Here is a 15,043-nt window from a genome sequence, read left to right as displayed (position 1 = left end):
CACGAGGTGTGGGAACTACACGAAGAAGTGGATGAGGCTCAGCGCGACGAACACCACGCACAGCACGACCAGGAGCGGAAGCTGCCAGCGGCGCCGCTGCGGCTGCCGGGTCTCCACGTAGATGAGGCCGACCAGGAAGCCGCCGATGAGTCCGCCGACATGCGCCTGCCAGGCGATGTTGAAGCTGGGCAAGAATCCGATGCCCAGGTTGATCGCCAGCAGCACCAGCATCTGTGTCGCATTGCCGCCCAGCCGCCGCTGGATGATGAGGAAGGCGCCGAACAGGCCGAAGATCGCGCCGGACGCGCCGACCACCGGTACGAGCGGCGAGGCGATCAGGAGCACGCCGAGGGAGCCGGCGAATCCGCTGATCAGGAAAAGGGCCAGATAGCGGGCACGACCGAGCAGAGGCTCGAGCGCGGAACCGAACACCCACAGCGTGTACATGTTCAGCAGCAGGTGCAGGATGTTGGCGTGCGCGAAGATGCTGGTGAGCATCCGCCACGGCTCGAACGCTCCGGAGACCGCTGCAGGGTAGGAGTACGCGCCCGCGTAGTGCAGGGCGCTCGTCACCGGCAGGCCGAGGAGGTCGCCGATGGTCTGCACGATGAAGACCGCGACGCAGATCGCGATGATCACGTAGGTCACCACGGGTGCGCCGCCGCCGGTCATGCGGGTCAGCCACGCGGGCTTGGTCCGCGGATGGGTCGCGCGCTGCTGCGCCATGCACTCGGGGCACACGACGCCGACCGCGGCGGGCGTCTGGCATTCCCCGCAGATCGTGCGCCCGCACCGCTGGCAGAGCACGTAGCTCTCGCGGTCCGGGTGCCGGTAGCAGTAGCCGGCGCGCGCGTCGACGGGCTGAGTCATCTGTGCTGCTCGCCCGCCGTCTCTCAGACCTGCTCGATGTCGATCGACTCGATCACGACGTCGTCGAGGGGCCGGTCGCGGGCGTCGGTCGGCACCTCGGCCAGCTTGTCGACGATCCGGCGCGACGCGTCGTCCGCCACCTCGCCGAAGATGGTGTGCTTGCCCTGCAGCCAGGTCGTCGGGCCGACGGTGATGAAGAACTGCGAACCGTTGGTGCCACGGCCGCCCTGGATGCCCGCGTTCGCCATGGCGAGCATGTACGGCTGGGTGAAGTCGAGCTCCGGGTTGATCTCGTCGTCGAACTGGTAGCCCGGGCCGCCGACGCCCTGGCCGAGGGGGTCGCCGCCCTGGATCATGAAGCCCGGGATGATGCGGTGGAAGATCACACCGTCGTAGAGAGGAGCGTTCGACTTCTCGCCCGTGGCGGGGTGCGTCCACTCGATCTCGCCCGTCGCCAGTCCGGTGAAGTTGCGGACCGTCTTCGGCGCGTGGTTGCCGAAGAGGTTGACCTTGATGTCTCCATAGTTAGTGTGGAGCGTGGCGACAGCGGTGTGCTTAGACATGGCACCAATTCTTGCACAGGGCGTATAGAGGACTCCGGAGGCCGAGATGACCTCTCGGGCCATCCTCAGCCCTTTCGGTGGCAAGATGGAGTCAGTCGCCACCCCGACGCAACGGAGGAACAGATGAGCCTGACACGGAAGCGCAAGAAGGAGCTCAAGCGACTGCGCAGCGGAGCCGAGGACCTGTGGACCCAGCAGCAGGAGGTGCTGGCGAATGCCAACGCCCTGGCTGCCGAGGCGCGTAAGCAGGCGGCCTACTACACACGCGAGGAGATCGCGCCGCGCGTCCGTGACGGCTACGACACCTATGTGCGTCCCGCCGCCGAGACCGCCAAGTCCACCGCCAGCCGGTACGCCGGTGCTGCCCGGGAGCGCGTCGTCGGCGACGTCATCCCGGCCGTCGGCACCGCCGTCGGGACGGCGCTCTCGGTGGTCGACCATGCGCGGGCCGCTCGCGCCGCCGCCTTCTCCGGCGATTTCTCGAAGGCCGCGAAGCAGCTGACCAAGAAGCCGGCGCCGAAGAAGTCGGGTCCCGGTGCGGGCGGTGTCGTCGCGATCGTCGTGGGTATCGTCGCCGCCGTCGGCGTGCTCTACGCGGTGTGGCAGACGTTCCGGGCCGACGACGAGCTGTGGGTCGCCGACGAGGAGCCCACGACGCCGGCCACGACGTCGGAATCCGCTTCCGGCGCCGAGCTCTGACCCCAGGGTTCTTTCGGGGGTTACCCCGATGGTGCGCTTCCGCGCGCGCTGAGACGCTGGAGGCATGAACACACTCATGCGTCCCCTCGACGGCCGGATCATCGGCGGCGTCTGTGCCGGGCTCGCGAACCGCTTCGGCCTGCGACCGTGGACGGTCCGCGTGATCTTCCTGCTCTCGTGCCTGCTGCCCGGACCCCAGTTCATCGCCTACCTGGCGATGTGGATCATCATCCCGGGCGAAAGGCAGCAGACGGCGACCGCCTAGTCGCGGAGTCCCGCCATGCGGAGTGCGATGTCGACGAGCTCGACCCGCCTGTTCGGGATGGCCGACAGGGCGAACCATGCTGCCTCGTCGGTCGTCCCGTCGCGTTCGTTGGTCAGCGTGCCGCCGACCACCCGTGCGCGGTAGACGATGCGCAGAGCGTGCAGCGGCCCTGCGTCGCTGACGAAGCGGTGCTCGGCCGGGATCACCTTCGAGTCGATCCCGAGCAGCTCACCGGCTTCGCCTGCATACCCGGTCTCCTCGGCGATCTCGCGCACGACCGCGTCTGCCGGGTCCTCTCCCGGGTCGATGCCGCCGCCGGGAAGCGTCCAGCCGGACTTGCCGCCTTCGTTCCAGTGCGCCAGCAGGATGCGGTCGCCCTCCGTGATCACTCCGTAGGCTGCGACTCTGATATCCATCGCATCACACTACTGCCGATGTCAGTGGTCAGGGGCAGACTAGGGGTGATGCCCGAACTTCCGGAAGTCACCGCCCTCGCAGCCGACCTCGACGGCCGGTTGAAAGGTCGTGTCATCGACAGGCTGAGCATTGTCGCCTTCTCCGCGCTGAAGACGTTCGATCCCCCTGCCGATGCCCTCCACGGCCTGACGATCGGCGGGGTCACCCGGCACGGCAAGTTCCTCGATCTCACCGCGGGCGAGTTGCACGTCGTGATCCACCTGGCCCGCGCCGGCTGGATCCGCTGGCGCGACAAGCCCCCGCCCCCTCCGACCGGACGGCTGGGCAAAGGCCCGCTCGCTGCGCGCCTCGTGCTCGACGACGGAACCGGGCTCGATATCACCGAGGCCGGCACCAAGAAGAGCCTCGCGATCTACGTGGTGCACGATCCCGCAGAGGTTCCCGGTATCGCGCGCCTCGGCCCCGATCCGCTCGACCCCGCGTTCACCGAGGAGGCGTTCGCCCGCATCCTCGCCGCGCAGGGTCGCGCTCAGATCAAGGGAGTTCTGCGCAACCAGTCGCTGATCGCCGGCATCGGCAACGCTTACTCCGACGAGATCCTCCATGTCGCCAAGATGTCCCCGTACAAGCCGGCGAGCATGCCGGCGGACGATGTGGCCCGCCTGTACCAGGCGACGCAGTCGACGCTGCGCGAGGCACTTGCGCGCGCCGACGGCCTCGCCGCGTCCGAGCTGAAGAGCGAGAAGAAGTCGAACCTCCGCGTGCACGGCCGCACCGGCGAGCCCTGCCCGGTGTGCGGCGACACCATCCGGCAGGTCATCTTCCACGACTCGACGTTCCAGTACTGCCCGACCTGCCAGACCGGCGGAAAACCCCTGGCAGACCGGGTGCTCTCCCGGCTGCTCAAGTAGCCGCGCTCAACCGTCGCAGACGTCAGCAGTCGCAGACGATCGAGCCGATCGGGGCGGTGAGCGGGTCGGCCGCGCGCGTCCCCGATCCGTCGTCGTCGACCACCGGCAGCCCCTCGCGGGCCCAGTACTCGTACCCGCCGATCATCTCGCGGACCTCGTACCCGAGCAGACTGAACGCCAGCGCGGCGCGGGTCGACCCATTGCACCCCGGCCCCCAGCAGTAGACGACCACCGGCATGCCGGCCGGGATGAGCTCGGCCGCGCGCCGCTCGATGTCCGCGGTCGGCAGGTGGATGGCGCCCTCGACGCGTCCCTGACGCCATGCAGCCTCGCCACGGGTGTCGACGAGGACGAAGCGCTCGGCAGCATCCATCGCGGCCTTGACGTCGGAGGGGTCTGTCTCGAATCGGAGCTTCGCGGCGAAGTGGCGGGCCGCTTCGGTGGTGTCGGTATCCATACCGTTGAGCGTAGGAAGACGGCGGCTGCGATTGAAGGCCGGTTCGACGGCGTTCGTTGCGGATCGCCGTCGATCTCATGGCAGAATCGCGCCATGGCCGTCAATCCCGCGAACACCGTCGACAGCACCGACCGGACACTGCTCGCCGAGCTGCAGCGCGACGGCCGCCAGTCGATCGCCGAACTGGCACGCACCGTCCACATGTCGAACAGCGCGGTCGCGGAACGCGTCCGCCGGCTCGAGGACGCCGGCATCATCTCGGGCTACCGCGCGGTGATCGATCCCGAGCGCCTCGGCTACGGCATCCTGGCGTACCTCCGCCTGCGCTACCCCAGCAGCCAGTACACGCCGCTGCACGACCTGCTGGCCGACATCCCCGAAGTGGTGGAGGCGCACCACGTCACCGGAGACGACTGCTTCATCATCAAGGTCGTTGCGACGTCGATGCGGCACCTGGAGCAGATCAGCGGCCGTGTCGGCACCCTCGGCAGCGTCACCACGAGCGTCTCCTACTCGAGCCCGTTCCCGACGCGTCCGATCACCCCACCGCAGAACTGAAATCACAGTTCCAATGTGATACTGCTCTACAATGACATCCCGTGCGTCTTGTCTACATCGATGAATCCGGCCGCGATGACCGCTAGTACTTCTTCGGTGCTCTGATCGCCGATGCTGCTGCTGTTCGCTCGGTCGAGCGAGGTCTGGATGAAGTAGCCGCGCTCGTTGCGCGACATGTCGCGACGTTCGATCGTGGAGCTGAGTTTCACGCCGTCGACATGTTCCACGGCAGGGCCGCATGGGCGAACGTCCCGCTCGTATGGCGTGTCAAGGCGTGCGATCTGGTGGCCAAGGTGCTGGCCCGTTCGTCGGCACTCTTCATCTTCCGAGGCGTGGATCTGCGCGCCCTTCGGGCGAGCTACTCGTCTCCATATCCGGCTCACCTCCTGACGCTGGCGCACACGCTCGAAGACGTCCACATGAGGCTCGATGGATTCGACCACGACTCGCTCGGCCTCATACTGGCTGACGAACACCACGCCGCCAACGACTCACGACGCAGCCTTCGGCACTTCAAGCTCGCTCGGGTGCCGGGCTACACCAGACGTCCGCTCCGCAGGATCGCCGACACGATCTACTACGGTCCTTCTCACGCCAGTCGGATGCTTCAGGCTGCGGATGTTGCAACGTACTTTCTGAACCGCGATCGCACCATCGTCGAAAGCGATCCCCGGTCGTCCAAGGCCGTCGCCAAGATCGCCGCCAACGTGAGGTCGATCACGGTGAGCGAATTCGTCTGGAGCCCGAGGCGAAAAACACAACGCCCCGCGAGGCGGGGCGTTGGCTAGGTGCGGGAGGCTCTCAGCGTCCTGCGAGATAAGCATATCGCATAACATCGTTGCGACGGCGAGATGTGGAGCCTAGGAGATTCGAACTCCTGACATCCTGCTTGCAAAGCAGGCGCTCTACCAACTGAGCTAAGGCCCCGAGTGAGTGGATGGTGGGGATACGAGGACTTGAACCTCGGACCTCTTCGTTATCAGCGAAGCGCTCTAACCGCCTGAGCTATATCCCCGAATGGGCAGATACGAGACTACCCGATCTGCCCAGGCATTGCGAAATCGGTCAGTTGTTGGTGAAACCGACCAGAAGACCGCCCGTGATCTTCACCGACAGGTTGTAGAGCAGCGCGAAGACGGCGCCCAGCGCGGTCACCACGACGATGTCGAGGATGGCCACGATCAGCGAGAAGCCCATCACCTGGCCGAGGCCGAAGATGGAGCGCAGGTCGCTGCCGCCGGCACCCGAGATGTCCTTGAACAGGCTGTTCACCTGGTCGAAGATGCCGGTGCGGTCGAGCACCGTCCAGATCAGGAAGGTGCCGACGATCGCGATGATCGCGAGGCAGATCCCCGCGAGGAACGACAGCTTCACGGTGGACCAGAAGTCGACGTAGACCAGCTTGAGCCGCACCTGCTTGGCGGACGCGGGTCGACGGGACGACTTCTTGGCGAGCTTCTCGGCGACGCTACTGCTCATCTACGGTTTCATCCTTCCCGACGGACTCATCATCCTCCGCGAGAGAAGCGGAGACGAGGTCTCGTTCGGTGTTCTTCGCCAGTGCGATGATCTTGTCCGACTCGGCGAAACGTGCAAAGACGACACCCATGGTGTCGCGGCCCTTGGCGGGTACCTCGGCCACGGCAGAGCGTACCACCTTGCCGCTGGCAAGAACCACAAGGACCTCGTCGTCCTCCCCGACGATGAGAGCACCCACAAGATCGCCCCGGTCGTCGTTCAGCTTGGCCACCTTGATGCCCAGACCGCCGCGGTTCTGCAGGCGGTACTGGTCGGCAGCGGTGCGCTTGGCGTAGCCGCCCTCGGTGACGACGAAGACGTAGCCTTCGTCGGACACGACCGACGCATCCAGGAGGCGGTCCTCCCCACGGAAGTGCATGCCGATGACGCCGGAGGTCGAGCGGCCCATCGGACGCAGCGCCTCGTCGGATGCCGTGAACCGGATGGACATGCCCTTGCGCGACACCAGCAGCAGGTCGGAGTCCTCCTCCACCAGCAGCGCGGAGACGAGCTCGTCGCCCTCGCGCAGCTTGATGGCGATGATGCCGCCGGTGCGATTGGTGTCGTACTCATCCAGCGCGGTCTTCTTGATCAGACCCTGGCGGGTGGCGAGCACCAGGTACTTCGCCGCCTGGTAGTCCCGGATGTCGAGGATCTCGGCGATCTCCTCATCCGGCTGCAGCGCGAGCAGGTTGGCGACGTGCTGGCCCTTGGCGTCGCGGCCGGCCTCCTGCACCTCGTACGCCTTGGCGCGGTAGACGCGCCCCTGGTTCGTGAAGAAGAGCAGCCAGTGGTGCGTCGTCGTGACGAAGAAGTGGTCGACCACGTCCTCGCCGCGCAGCTGCGCACCCTTCACGCCCTTGCCGCCGCGGTGCTGGCTGCGGTAATTGTCGCTGCGCGTGCGCTTGATGTAGCCGCCGCGGGTGACGGTGACCACCATCTCCTCTTCGGGGATGAGGTCCTCGACGCTCATGTCGCCGTCGTAGCCGAACATGATCTCGGTGCGGCGGTCGTCGCCGAAGCGGGTGACGATCTCGCTGAGCTCTTCGCTGATGATCGAGCGCTGGCGGGCCGGGTCCTCGAGGATCGCGTGGAACTCCTGGATCTGCTTCTCGATCTCGTCGTGCTCGTCGATGATCTTCTGGCGCTCCAGCGCGGCCAGCCGGCGCAGCTGCATCGTGAGGATGGCATCCGCCTGGATGTCGTCCACCTCGAGCAGCTGCTTGAGGCCCTCGCGGGCGTCGTCGACGGTGGCCGAACGGCGGATGAGCGCGATGACCTCGTCGAGGGCGTCGAGGGCCTTCAGGTAGCCGCGCAGGATGTGTGCGCGCTCCTCGGCCTTGCGCAGCCGATAGCGCGTGCGGCGGACGATGACCTCGATCTGGTGGTCGACCCAGGCCGTGATGAAGCCGTCGAGCGACAGCGTGCGCGGCACATTGTCGACGATCGCCAGCATGTTGGCGCCGAAGTTCTCCTGCAGCTGCGTGTGCTTGTACAGGTTGTTGAGCACGACCTTCGCGACGGCGTCGCGCTTCAGCACGATCACGAGGCGCTGGCCGGTTCGGCCGGAGGTCTCGTCGCGGATGTCGGCGATGCCGCCGATGCGGCCGTCCTTCACCAGGTCGGCGATCTTGATGGCGAGGTTGTCCGGGTTCACCTGGTACGGCAGCTCGGTGACCACGAGGCAGACGCGGCCCTGGATCTCCTCGATGTTGACGACGGCACGCATCGTGATCGAGCCGCGGCCCGTGCGGTAGGCGTCGTGGATGCCCTTCACACCGAGGATCTGAGCGCCGGTCGGGAAGTCCGGTCCCTTGATGCGCTTGATCAGCTCTTCGAGGAGCTCCTCGCGGGAGGCCTCCGGATGCTGCAGGTGCCACAGGGCGCCGTCCGCGACCTCGCGGAGGTTGTGCGGGGGGATGTTGGTCGCCATGCCGACCGCGATACCGACCGAGCCGTTGACCAGGAGGTTCGGGAACCGCGCCGGAAGGACGATCGGCTCCTGCGTGCGGCCGTCGTAGTTGTCCTGGAAGTCGACGGTCTCCTCGTCGATGTCGCGGACCATCTCGAGCGCGAGCGGAGCCATCTTCGTCTCGGTGTACCGGGGAGCGGCCGCGCCGTCGTTGCCCGGGGAGCCGAAGTTGCCCTGGCCGAGGGCCAGCGGGTAGCGGAGGCTCCACGGCTGCACCAGGCGCACGAGCGCGTCGTAGATCGGCGCGTCGCCGTGCGGGTGGAACTGCCCCATCACGTCGCCGATGACGCGGGTGCACTTCGAGAACGCCTTGTCGGGGCGGTATCCGCCGTCGAACATCGTGTAGATCACGCGCCGGTGCACCGGCTTGAGGCCGTCGCGCACCTCGGGCAGCGCGCGCCCGATGATGACGCTCATGGCGTAGTCGAGGTAGGACCTCTGCATTTCCGACTGCAGGTCGACCTGGTCGATCCTGCCGTGGATGCCGAAGCCCTCCTCCTGCTCGCCGGTACCCGTCTGCTCGTCCGTCACAGTCTTCTCTCCCTCGCGGTTCGTCTCGTCGTCTGGCGCTCGTGCGTCAGATGTCGAGGAATCGCACGTCCTTGGCGTTCTTCTGGATGAACGAGCGACGCGACTCCACGTCCTCCCCCATCAGCGTGGCGAAGATCTCGTCGGCCGCCGCCGCGTCGTCGAGCGTCACCTGGAGCAGCGTGCGCGTCTCCGGGTTCATCGTGGTGTCCCACAGCTCCTGGTAGTCCATCTCGCCGAGACCCTTGTAGCGCTGCACCCCGTTCTCCTTCGGGATGCGCTTGCCCGACGCGATGCCCTCGGCCAGCAGCGCGTCGCGCTCGCGGTCGGAGTACACGTACTCGTGCTCCGAGTTCGACCACTTGAGGCGGTAGAGCGGCGGCTGCGCGAGGTACACGTAGCCGAGCTCGATGAGCGGACGCATGTAACGGAACAGCAGCGTCAGCAGCAGCGTGGTGATGTGCTGGCCGTCGACGTCGGCGTCGGCCATGAGCACGATCTTGTGGTACCGCGCCTTCTCCGGGTTGAAGTCCTCGCCGATGCCGGCGCCGAACGCCGTGATCATGGCCTGCACCTCGTTGTTGGCGAGCGCACGGTCGAGCCGGGCCTTCTCGACGTTCAGGATCTTGCCGCGGAGGGGCAGGATCGCCTGGGTCTCGGGGTTGCGGCCCTGGACGGCCGAGCCGCCGGCCGAGTCGCCCTCGACCAGGAAGATCTCCGAGATCGTCGGGTCCTTCGACTGGCAGTCCTTGAGCTTGCCGGGCATGCCGCCGCTCTCGAGGAGTCCCTTGCGGCGAGCGGTCTCGCGCGCCTTGCGGGCTGCGATGCGAGCGGTCGCCGCCTGCAGCGCCTTGCGGATGATCTCCTTGGCCTGGTTCGGGTTGCGGTCGAACCAGTCGCCGAGCTGATCGCCGACGACCTTCTGCACGAACGCCTTCGCCTCCGTGTTGCCCAGCTTGGTCTTGGTCTGGCCCTCGAACTGCGGCTCGGAGAGCTTGACCGAGATGACGGCGGTCAGTCCCTCGCGCACGTCATCGCCGGAGAGGTTGTCGTCCTTCTCCTTGAGGATGCCCTTCTCGCGCGCATACCGGTTGACCAGGGTGGTCAGCGCGGCGCGGAAGCCCTCCTCGTGCGTCCCGCCCTCGTGGGTGTTGATCGTGTTGGCGTAGGTGAAGACGCTCTCGTTGTAGCTCGTCGTCCACTGCATCGCGACCTCGAGCGCGATCTTGCGCTCGGTGTCCTCCGACTCGAACGAGATGATCTCGTCGTGCACCACTTCCGCCTTCTTGGCGGAGTTGAGGTACTGGACGTAGTCCTGCAGACCGCGCTCGTAGAGGAAGACCTCGTGACGCGGGGCCACTTCCTCGTCGACCTCGCCCTCGACAGGCTCGATCTCCGGAGCGCGCTCGTCGGTGATCGCGATGCGCAGGCCCTTGTTCAGGAACGCCATCTGCTGGAAGCGGGTGCGGAGAGTGTCGTAGTCGAAGTCGATCGTCTCGAAGGTCTCCGAGCTCGGCCAGAACGTGATGATCGTGCCGGTGCGCTCCGACGCCTCGCCCTGCTCGAGCGGCGCCTGGGGGACGCCGTCGCGGTAGCTCTGGCGCCAGACGGATCCCTGGCGGTGCACCTCGACGTCGAGCCGGCTCGACAGCGCGTTCACGACGGAGCTGCCGACGCCGTGCAGACCGCCGGAGACCGCGTACCCGCCGCCGCCGAACTTGCCGCCGGCGTGCAGGATGGTGAGCACGACCTCCACGGTCGACTTCTTCTCGGTGGGGTGCTCGTCGACCGGGATGCCACGGCCGTTGTCGTCCACCCGCACCGCGCCGTCGGGGAGGATGGTCACCTCGATGTTGTCGGCGTAGCCGGCCAGGGCCTCGTCGACGGAGTTGTCGACGATCTCGTAGACAAGGTGGTGGAGCCCGCGAGGACCGGTCGAACCGATGTACATTCCGGGTCGCTTGCGGACGGCTTCGAGACCTTCCAGGATCTGGATCTCGTTCGCGCCGTACTCGTGTTCCGCGCCGGTCCCGTTCGGTTCCATCGTCATATGAAATTAGGCTCCTGACCGCACTCGACAGTGACTCTCCATTCTACCAAGAGCCAGCGGCGGAAATGCCCGGAAACGGGCGTCTGAGAGGTTTTCTTCGCCAGAGCGACCTCTTTTGTCTTCTCAGCCGTAGGTATCCCGCGGACCGCGCCCTGGAATCGACCTGGGGCCTCTTTTCCAGGAGGGGGCGTCGGGTCCTTGGAAACGGATCGACTGGATGTCCGCGTCGGGGAACCGCTCCGCGATTCGCACGAGCAGCTCGGAGCGCATCATCCGCAGCTGCGTCGCCCACGCCGTCGACTCGCACCGGACCACCAGGACGCCGTCGCTGATCTGGTCCGGGACGGCGTGCTTCGCGGTCTCCTCGCCGGCCAGTTCGCGCCATCTTTCGAGCAGTTCCGACTGCGCGAGGGCAGAGGTCCAGCCCAGCTGCGAGGCGAGCGCGTCCATGACGTCGCCGATGTCGTGCGGGTCTCGTCCGGAGCCGAAGGGCCTGCTCGCCGCCGTGTCCTCCTTGCGGGGAGACGTCCGCCGGCTGCGCGAGCTGGTCCCGGCGAACAGAGCCTTGAGCCGCAGGTAGACGGCGGATGCCTCGGTGGATGCGCCCGCGCGCTCAGGCATCGGTGGCCTCCACGATCGCACCCGCCTCGATCCGGACGGTGTGCGCCGTGAGCTCGTCGGGCACGTCGTCGTACACCGCCGCTGTGATGAGCACCTGCTCGTAACCGGACACGGCGGTTGCGAGCATGCGTCGCCGCGCCTGGTCGAGTTCGGCGAAGACGTCGTCGAGGATGAGCACCGGATCGCCGGTGGTGGATTCGCGCCGGAGCAGCTCGGCCGATGCCAGCTTGAGAGCGAGAGCGAACGACCACGATTCGCCATGGCTCGCGTATCCCTTCGCCGGAAGGCCGTTGAGCTCGAACAGCACGTCGTCGCGGTGCGGGCCGACGAGGGTGAGGCCCCGCTCCAGCTCCTTGCGGCGGACGTTCGTGAGCGCGCGGCGGAATGCCTCGGTGGTGGCGACACCGGCTGACCCCGTTACGGTCTCATCGTCGCTGTCGTCCTCGTCCTCGACGTGCGCGCCGAAGATGGTGAGCTGCGGCAGCAGCCGCGGGTGGTGGTCGTCGCCGGCGACGGAACGGTAGGCGGCCACGAGCGGATCGCTGAGCCGGCCGACCAGGTCGAGTCGCGCATCCATGAGCTCGGACCCGAGCTGGATGAGGCGCTCGTCCCAGATGTCGAGCGTCCCGAGCTGGTCCTCCCTTACGCGGGACGCGCGAGCGGACTTGAGAAGCGTGTTGCGCTGTTTCAGCACCCGCTCGTAGTCGCCGATGACCCCGGCGAAGCGGGGATTCCGCTGAATCAGCAGCTGATCGAGGAACCGCCGGCGGATGCCGGGTTCCCCGCGGACCAGCGCGAGGTCTTCCGGGGCGAACAGCACGCTGGAGAAGTAGCGCGGCAGCTCGCGCGGCTTGATCGCGGCCCGGTTGACCTGCGCGCGGTTGGGCGAGCTGCGGTTGAGCTGCAACTCCACGAGCAACTCGCGGCCGTCGTGGCGGATGCGGGCCCGCACGATCGCGGCGTCCGCATCCTTTCTGATCATCGCCTGGTCGCTCGACACCCGGTGCGACCCGAGGGTGCTCAGGTAGCCGAGCGACTCGACGAGATTGGTCTTCCCCTGGCCGTTGCGGCCGACGAACAGATTCGCGCCGGCCGCGAACGGCACCTCCGCGGTGCGGTAGTTGCGGAAGTCGGTCAGGGAAAGATGCGTAACTCTCAACGAGGGTTAGTCCACGGCCTTCACAGCGTGGCCGCCGAACTGGTTGCGCAAGGCGGCGACGGCCTTCATCGCAGGAGAGTCCTCCTGGCGCGAGACGAACCGCGCGAAGATCGAGGCGCTGATCGTCGGCACCGGGACGGCGTTGTTCAGCGCCTCCTCCACGGTCCAGCGACCTTCGCCCGAGTCCTGCACGTAGCCCTCGATGTGCTCGAACTCCGGGTCCTGCTCGAGAGCGCGGACCAGCAGGTCGAGCAGCCAGGAGCGGACGACGGTTCCCCGCTGCCAGGCCTTGAACGTGCCGGTGACGTCCTTGATGATGTCCTTGCGCGTGTCCAGGAGCTCGTAGCCCTCGGCGTATGCCTGCATCAGCGCGTACTCGATGCCGTTGTGCACCATCTTGGCGTAGTGGCCGGCGCCGACCTCGCCGACGTGGACGAAGCCCTCGTCGCGCGGACCCTCCGGGCGCAGCGCGTCGAAGACCGGCATCACGCGCTCGACCTGCTGGGCGGAGCCGCCGACCATCAGGCCGTAGCCGTTCTCCAGACCCCAGATGCCGCCGGAGACTCCGACGTCCATGAAGTCGACGCCGCGCGGGGCGAGAAGCTCCGCGTGCTTGAAGTCCTCGGTGAACTTCGAGTTGCCGCCGTCGATGACCAGGTCGCCCTTCTCGAGCAACGGCTCGAGGTCGCGGATCACCGAGTCGGTGATCTGACCGGCCGGCACCATGACCCAGATGGTCCGCGGCGCGGGGAGCGCTGCCACGAGGTCTGCGACGGTCGCGACGTCGGAGACCTCCGGGTTCGTGTCGTACCCGGTGACGTCGATGCCGTTCTTCTCGAGGCGGGCGCGCATGTTGTTGCCCATGCGCCCGAGGCCGATGAGGCCGATGTGCATGATTGTCCTTCTCTTCTCTTCTTCCGGCGCCGGGTTCTAGCGCAGGAGCAGGTTCGGCTGGAGCAGATACTTGTAGGAGTCCGCGCCTGCCTGATCCTTGGATGTCTGGCTCGTGATGAGCACAGGCCCCGGCTTGTTGGGGTTCTCGGTCTTCGTGAAGGAGATGCGCACGAACTCCGAGTGCACCGCCCCCAGACCGTCGAGCAGGAACTGCGGCTTCAATGAAACCACCGTCTCCTGGCCAGTGAGAAGAGCGTCGATGCTCTCGGATGCCTGCGCCTGCTCCGAACCGATCGCTTCCAGCGTCAGCCCGTCGGCGGTGAAGGTGTAGCGGAGCGCTGCTTCGCGCTCCAGGACGAGGGCGACTCGGCGGGTCGCCTCGATGAGCTCTGCGGTGTTGACCACCGCGTAGTTGTCGACCTGCTCGGGGAACAGCCGGCGGACCGGCGGGAAGTTGCCCTTGATCAGCAGTGAGGTCACCGTCTTGCGGTCGGCGGTGAACGCGATCAGCTCGCGGTCGTCTCGGTTGGTGATCGAGATGGACACGTTGCCGCTGTGGCCGAACGTCTTGCCGATCTCTGTCAGGGTGCGGGCCGGGACCAGTGCGGTGACCGGCTCGCCGGAGGTGGTGCCGTTGTCCCAGTCGATCTCACGGACGGCGACGCGGTAGCGGTCGGTCGCCACGAGCCCGAGCGTGTTGTCGCCCACTTCGAGCTGGACGCCCGTGATGACGGGGGTGACATCGTCCCGCGAGGCGGCCACACCCACCTGGGCGACGGCCTCCGCGAACTCCTCGGCGGGGACGAGTCCTGCCTCGCCGCTCACCTGCGGGATGCTCGGGTATTCCTCCACCGGCATGGAGAGCAGCGTGAAGTTGGCGGAGCCTGCGCGGACGACGATCTTCGACTCCTCGGTCGAGAACTGCACAGGCGCGTTCGGCAGTTTCGACGCGATCTCGGCGAGCAGCCGGCCGGAGACGAGCACTCGTCCCGGCTCCTCGACCTGCGCGGCGATCTCGGTCTGAGCCGAGACTTCGTAGTCGAAGGACGAGAGCTGGAGCCCGTTGTCGGTCGTCTCGATCAGCACACCGCTCAGGATGGGGAGGGTCGTCCGCTGCGGAAGGAGCTTCACCGCGAAGGAGACGGCCTCGCTGAACACATCCCGATTGGCTTGGAACTTCACGAAGGCACCTCTGTCGGCTCGACGGTACGGACGACACAAATCCTAGCGCCTGGCATCCGACGGGGAAGCGGCGGTGCGTCGACCCCGAAGGTTGTCGGCCGGACCCTTCTAGAAGAGTTAAGGATTAATCGTGTTAACCGCTGTGGAAAATGTGGATAACTCTGTTGAAGGCAGGAAATGACAGGGAACTACAGGTCGGTGACTTGTTGATGGCCTGAGGAATCCTGTTGTTCACAAGGGCTGTCGACGCGAGGTCGTGTCGTTCGCTTTTCACAGGCCGGTGGATCCCGTCCCCATTAAGTCGCGAGTTCTCCGGAACCTTTCCACAAGTTATCCACAAGTGTTAATAACGCACTGTCCCCACTCTGGGGATGGATAT

Annotated in this window: 17 protein-coding genes and 2 tRNA genes; 5 read left to right on the top strand and 14 right to left on the bottom strand. The window is 66.6% G+C overall.

Annotation, left to right across the window (positions count from 1 at the left end; all coding sequences use genetic code 11):
• Positions 1–15 precede the first annotated feature (15 nt).
• Positions 16–870, bottom strand: coding sequence for a rhomboid family intramembrane serine protease (locus HNO83_RS08980; RefSeq protein WP_175337185.1), 855 nt, complete (start codon positions 868–870; stop codon positions 16–18).
• 23 nt (positions 871–893) lie between these two features.
• A complete protein-coding gene (locus HNO83_RS08975) occupies positions 894–1,433 on the bottom strand; it encodes a peptidylprolyl isomerase (protein ID WP_175337184.1) in 540 nt (179 codons plus the stop codon).
• A gap of 123 nt (positions 1,434–1,556) precedes the next feature.
• Between HNO83_RS08975 and HNO83_RS08970 the strand changes: the two genes are divergently transcribed.
• Both HNO83_RS08970 and HNO83_RS08965 read left to right on the top strand, forming a co-directional pair.
• Positions 1,557–2,132: a hypothetical protein gene (locus HNO83_RS08970; RefSeq protein WP_175337183.1), complete on the top strand. Its 576-nt coding sequence runs from the start codon at positions 1,557–1,559 to the stop codon at positions 2,130–2,132.
• Between the two features lie 64 nt (positions 2,133–2,196).
• Positions 2,197–2,397 carry a PspC domain-containing protein gene (locus HNO83_RS08965; RefSeq protein WP_175337182.1) on the top strand — a complete coding sequence of 67 codons (201 nt, stop codon included), beginning with the start codon at positions 2,197–2,199 and terminating at the stop codon, positions 2,395–2,397.
• Here the strand turns inward: HNO83_RS08965 and HNO83_RS08960 are convergent.
• Complete coding sequence (locus HNO83_RS08960; protein WP_175337181.1) at positions 2,394–2,813, bottom strand: NUDIX hydrolase; 420 nt, start codon at positions 2,811–2,813, stop codon at positions 2,394–2,396. The two genes, HNO83_RS08965 and HNO83_RS08960, sit on opposite strands and share 4 nt — an antisense overlap.
• A gap of 48 nt (positions 2,814–2,861) precedes the next feature.
• On the opposite strand from HNO83_RS08960, the gene HNO83_RS08955 reads away from it, so the two are divergent.
• The gene (locus tag HNO83_RS08955; RefSeq protein ID WP_175337180.1) at positions 2,862–3,725 is read left to right on the top strand and encodes an Fpg/Nei family DNA glycosylase; all 864 of its coding nucleotides are present in this window, start codon (positions 2,862–2,864) and stop codon (positions 3,723–3,725) included.
• A 22-nt stretch (positions 3,726–3,747) separates the two neighbouring features.
• Here HNO83_RS08955 and HNO83_RS08950 read toward each other — a convergent pair whose 3' ends face one another.
• Positions 3,748–4,182 carry a rhodanese-like domain-containing protein gene (locus tag HNO83_RS08950; RefSeq protein WP_175337179.1) on the bottom strand — a complete coding sequence of 145 codons (435 nt, stop codon included), beginning with the start codon at positions 4,180–4,182 and terminating at the stop codon, positions 3,748–3,750.
• Between the two features lie 93 nt (positions 4,183–4,275).
• On the opposite strand from HNO83_RS08950, the gene HNO83_RS08945 reads away from it, so the two are divergent.
• The gene (locus HNO83_RS08945; protein WP_175337178.1) at positions 4,276–4,740 is read left to right on the top strand and encodes an Lrp/AsnC family transcriptional regulator; all 465 of its coding nucleotides are present in this window, start codon (positions 4,276–4,278) and stop codon (positions 4,738–4,740) included.
• Between the two features lie 26 nt (positions 4,741–4,766).
• Here the strand turns inward: HNO83_RS08945 and HNO83_RS08940 are convergent, their stop codons facing one another.
• Positions 4,767–4,967 carry a hypothetical protein gene (locus HNO83_RS08940; RefSeq protein WP_175337177.1) on the bottom strand — a complete coding sequence of 67 codons (201 nt, stop codon included), beginning with the start codon at positions 4,965–4,967 and terminating at the stop codon, positions 4,767–4,769.
• A 57-nt stretch (positions 4,968–5,024) separates the two neighbouring features.
• Here HNO83_RS08940 and HNO83_RS08935 point away from each other — a divergent pair, with 57 nt between their 5' ends.
• Positions 5,025–5,528 (top strand): DUF3800 domain-containing protein, encoded by a 504-nt coding sequence (locus tag HNO83_RS08935; protein WP_175337176.1) that lies wholly within the window; start codon positions 5,025–5,027, stop codon positions 5,526–5,528.
• Between the two features lie 66 nt (positions 5,529–5,594).
• Here HNO83_RS08935 and HNO83_RS08930 read toward each other — a convergent pair.
• From HNO83_RS08930 to dnaN, 9 genes are all read right to left on the bottom strand, one after another.
• Positions 5,595–5,667, bottom strand: a tRNA-Ala gene (locus HNO83_RS08930).
• Between the two features lie 11 nt (positions 5,668–5,678).
• Positions 5,679–5,755: transfer RNA gene (locus HNO83_RS08925), tRNA-Ile, on the bottom strand.
• 50 nt (positions 5,756–5,805) lie between these two features.
• The gene (locus tag HNO83_RS08920; RefSeq protein ID WP_175337175.1) at positions 5,806–6,219 is read right to left on the bottom strand and encodes a DUF3566 domain-containing protein; all 414 of its coding nucleotides are present in this window, start codon (positions 6,217–6,219) and stop codon (positions 5,806–5,808) included.
• Entirely contained in the window at positions 6,209–8,761 is a 2,553-nt protein-coding gene (gene gyrA, locus HNO83_RS08915) for a DNA gyrase subunit A (protein WP_175337174.1), read from the bottom strand. Before gyrA ends, HNO83_RS08920 begins: the two co-directional genes overlap by 11 nt.
• Positions 8,762–8,807: 46 nt before the next feature.
• Positions 8,808–10,808, bottom strand: a complete 2,001-nt coding sequence (gyrB, locus tag HNO83_RS08910; protein ID WP_175337173.1) for a DNA topoisomerase (ATP-hydrolyzing) subunit B — start codon at positions 10,806–10,808, stop codon at positions 8,808–8,810.
• A 123-nt stretch (positions 10,809–10,931) separates the two neighbouring features.
• Entirely contained in the window at positions 10,932–11,429 is a 498-nt protein-coding gene (locus HNO83_RS08905; protein ID WP_175337172.1) for a DciA family protein, read from the bottom strand.
• Positions 11,422–12,588, bottom strand: a complete 1,167-nt coding sequence (gene recF, locus HNO83_RS08900) for a DNA replication/repair protein RecF (RefSeq protein WP_175337171.1) — start codon at positions 12,586–12,588, stop codon at positions 11,422–11,424. The genes HNO83_RS08905 and recF overlap by 8 nt, the downstream gene beginning before the upstream one ends.
• A 6-nt stretch (positions 12,589–12,594) precedes the next feature.
• Positions 12,595–13,482 (bottom strand): phosphogluconate dehydrogenase (NAD(+)-dependent, decarboxylating), encoded by an 888-nt coding sequence (gene gnd, locus HNO83_RS08895; protein WP_175337170.1) that lies wholly within the window; start codon positions 13,480–13,482, stop codon positions 12,595–12,597.
• 36 nt (positions 13,483–13,518) lie between these two features.
• Positions 13,519–14,664 (bottom strand): DNA polymerase III subunit beta, encoded by a 1,146-nt coding sequence (gene dnaN / locus HNO83_RS08890; protein WP_175337169.1) that lies wholly within the window; start codon positions 14,662–14,664, stop codon positions 13,519–13,521.
• Between the last annotated feature and the right edge of the window lie 379 nt (positions 14,665–15,043).

Origin of the sequence: Leifsonia sp. C5G2 (genome assembly GCF_013359685.1) — a bacterium.
Taxonomy (GTDB): Bacteria; Actinomycetota; Actinomycetes; order Actinomycetales; family Microbacteriaceae; genus Leifsonia.
This window is presented reverse-complemented; position numbering and strand designations above follow the sequence as displayed.

What these genes read in the sequence shown, in the direction of transcription:
- HNO83_RS08945 (WP_175337178.1), top strand. Translation starts at nt 4,276, where the DNA reads ATGGCCGTCAATCCCGCGAACACCGTCGACAGCACCGACCGGACACTG.
- HNO83_RS08965 (WP_175337182.1), top strand. Translation starts at nt 2,197, where the DNA reads ATGAACACACTCATGCGTCCCCTCGACGGCCGGATCATCGGCGGCGTC.
- HNO83_RS08960 (WP_175337181.1), bottom strand. Translation starts at nt 2,813, where the DNA reads ATGGATATCAGAGTCGCAGCCTACGGAGTGATCACGGAGGGCGACCGC.
- HNO83_RS08950 (WP_175337179.1), bottom strand. Translation starts at nt 4,182, where the DNA reads ATGGATACCGACACCACCGAAGCGGCCCGCCACTTCGCCGCGAAGCTC.
- HNO83_RS08955 (WP_175337180.1), top strand. Translation starts at nt 2,862, where the DNA reads ATGCCCGAACTTCCGGAAGTCACCGCCCTCGCAGCCGACCTCGACGGC.
- HNO83_RS08905 (WP_175337172.1), bottom strand. Translation starts at nt 11,429, where the DNA reads ATGCCTGAGCGCGCGGGCGCATCCACCGAGGCATCCGCCGTCTACCTG.
- HNO83_RS08980 (WP_175337185.1), bottom strand. Translation starts at nt 870, where the DNA reads ATGACTCAGCCCGTCGACGCGCGCGCCGGCTACTGCTACCGGCACCCG.
- HNO83_RS08975 (WP_175337184.1), bottom strand. Translation starts at nt 1,433, where the DNA reads ATGTCTAAGCACACCGCTGTCGCCACGCTCCACACTAACTATGGAGAC.
- gyrB (WP_175337173.1), bottom strand. Translation starts at nt 10,808, where the DNA reads ATGACGATGGAACCGAACGGGACCGGCGCGGAACACGAGTACGGCGCG.
- HNO83_RS08920 (WP_175337175.1), bottom strand. Translation starts at nt 6,219, where the DNA reads ATGAGCAGTAGCGTCGCCGAGAAGCTCGCCAAGAAGTCGTCCCGTCGA.
- HNO83_RS08970 (WP_175337183.1), top strand. Translation starts at nt 1,557, where the DNA reads ATGAGCCTGACACGGAAGCGCAAGAAGGAGCTCAAGCGACTGCGCAGC.
- gnd (WP_175337170.1), bottom strand. Translation starts at nt 13,482, where the DNA reads ATGCACATCGGCCTCATCGGCCTCGGGCGCATGGGCAACAACATGCGC.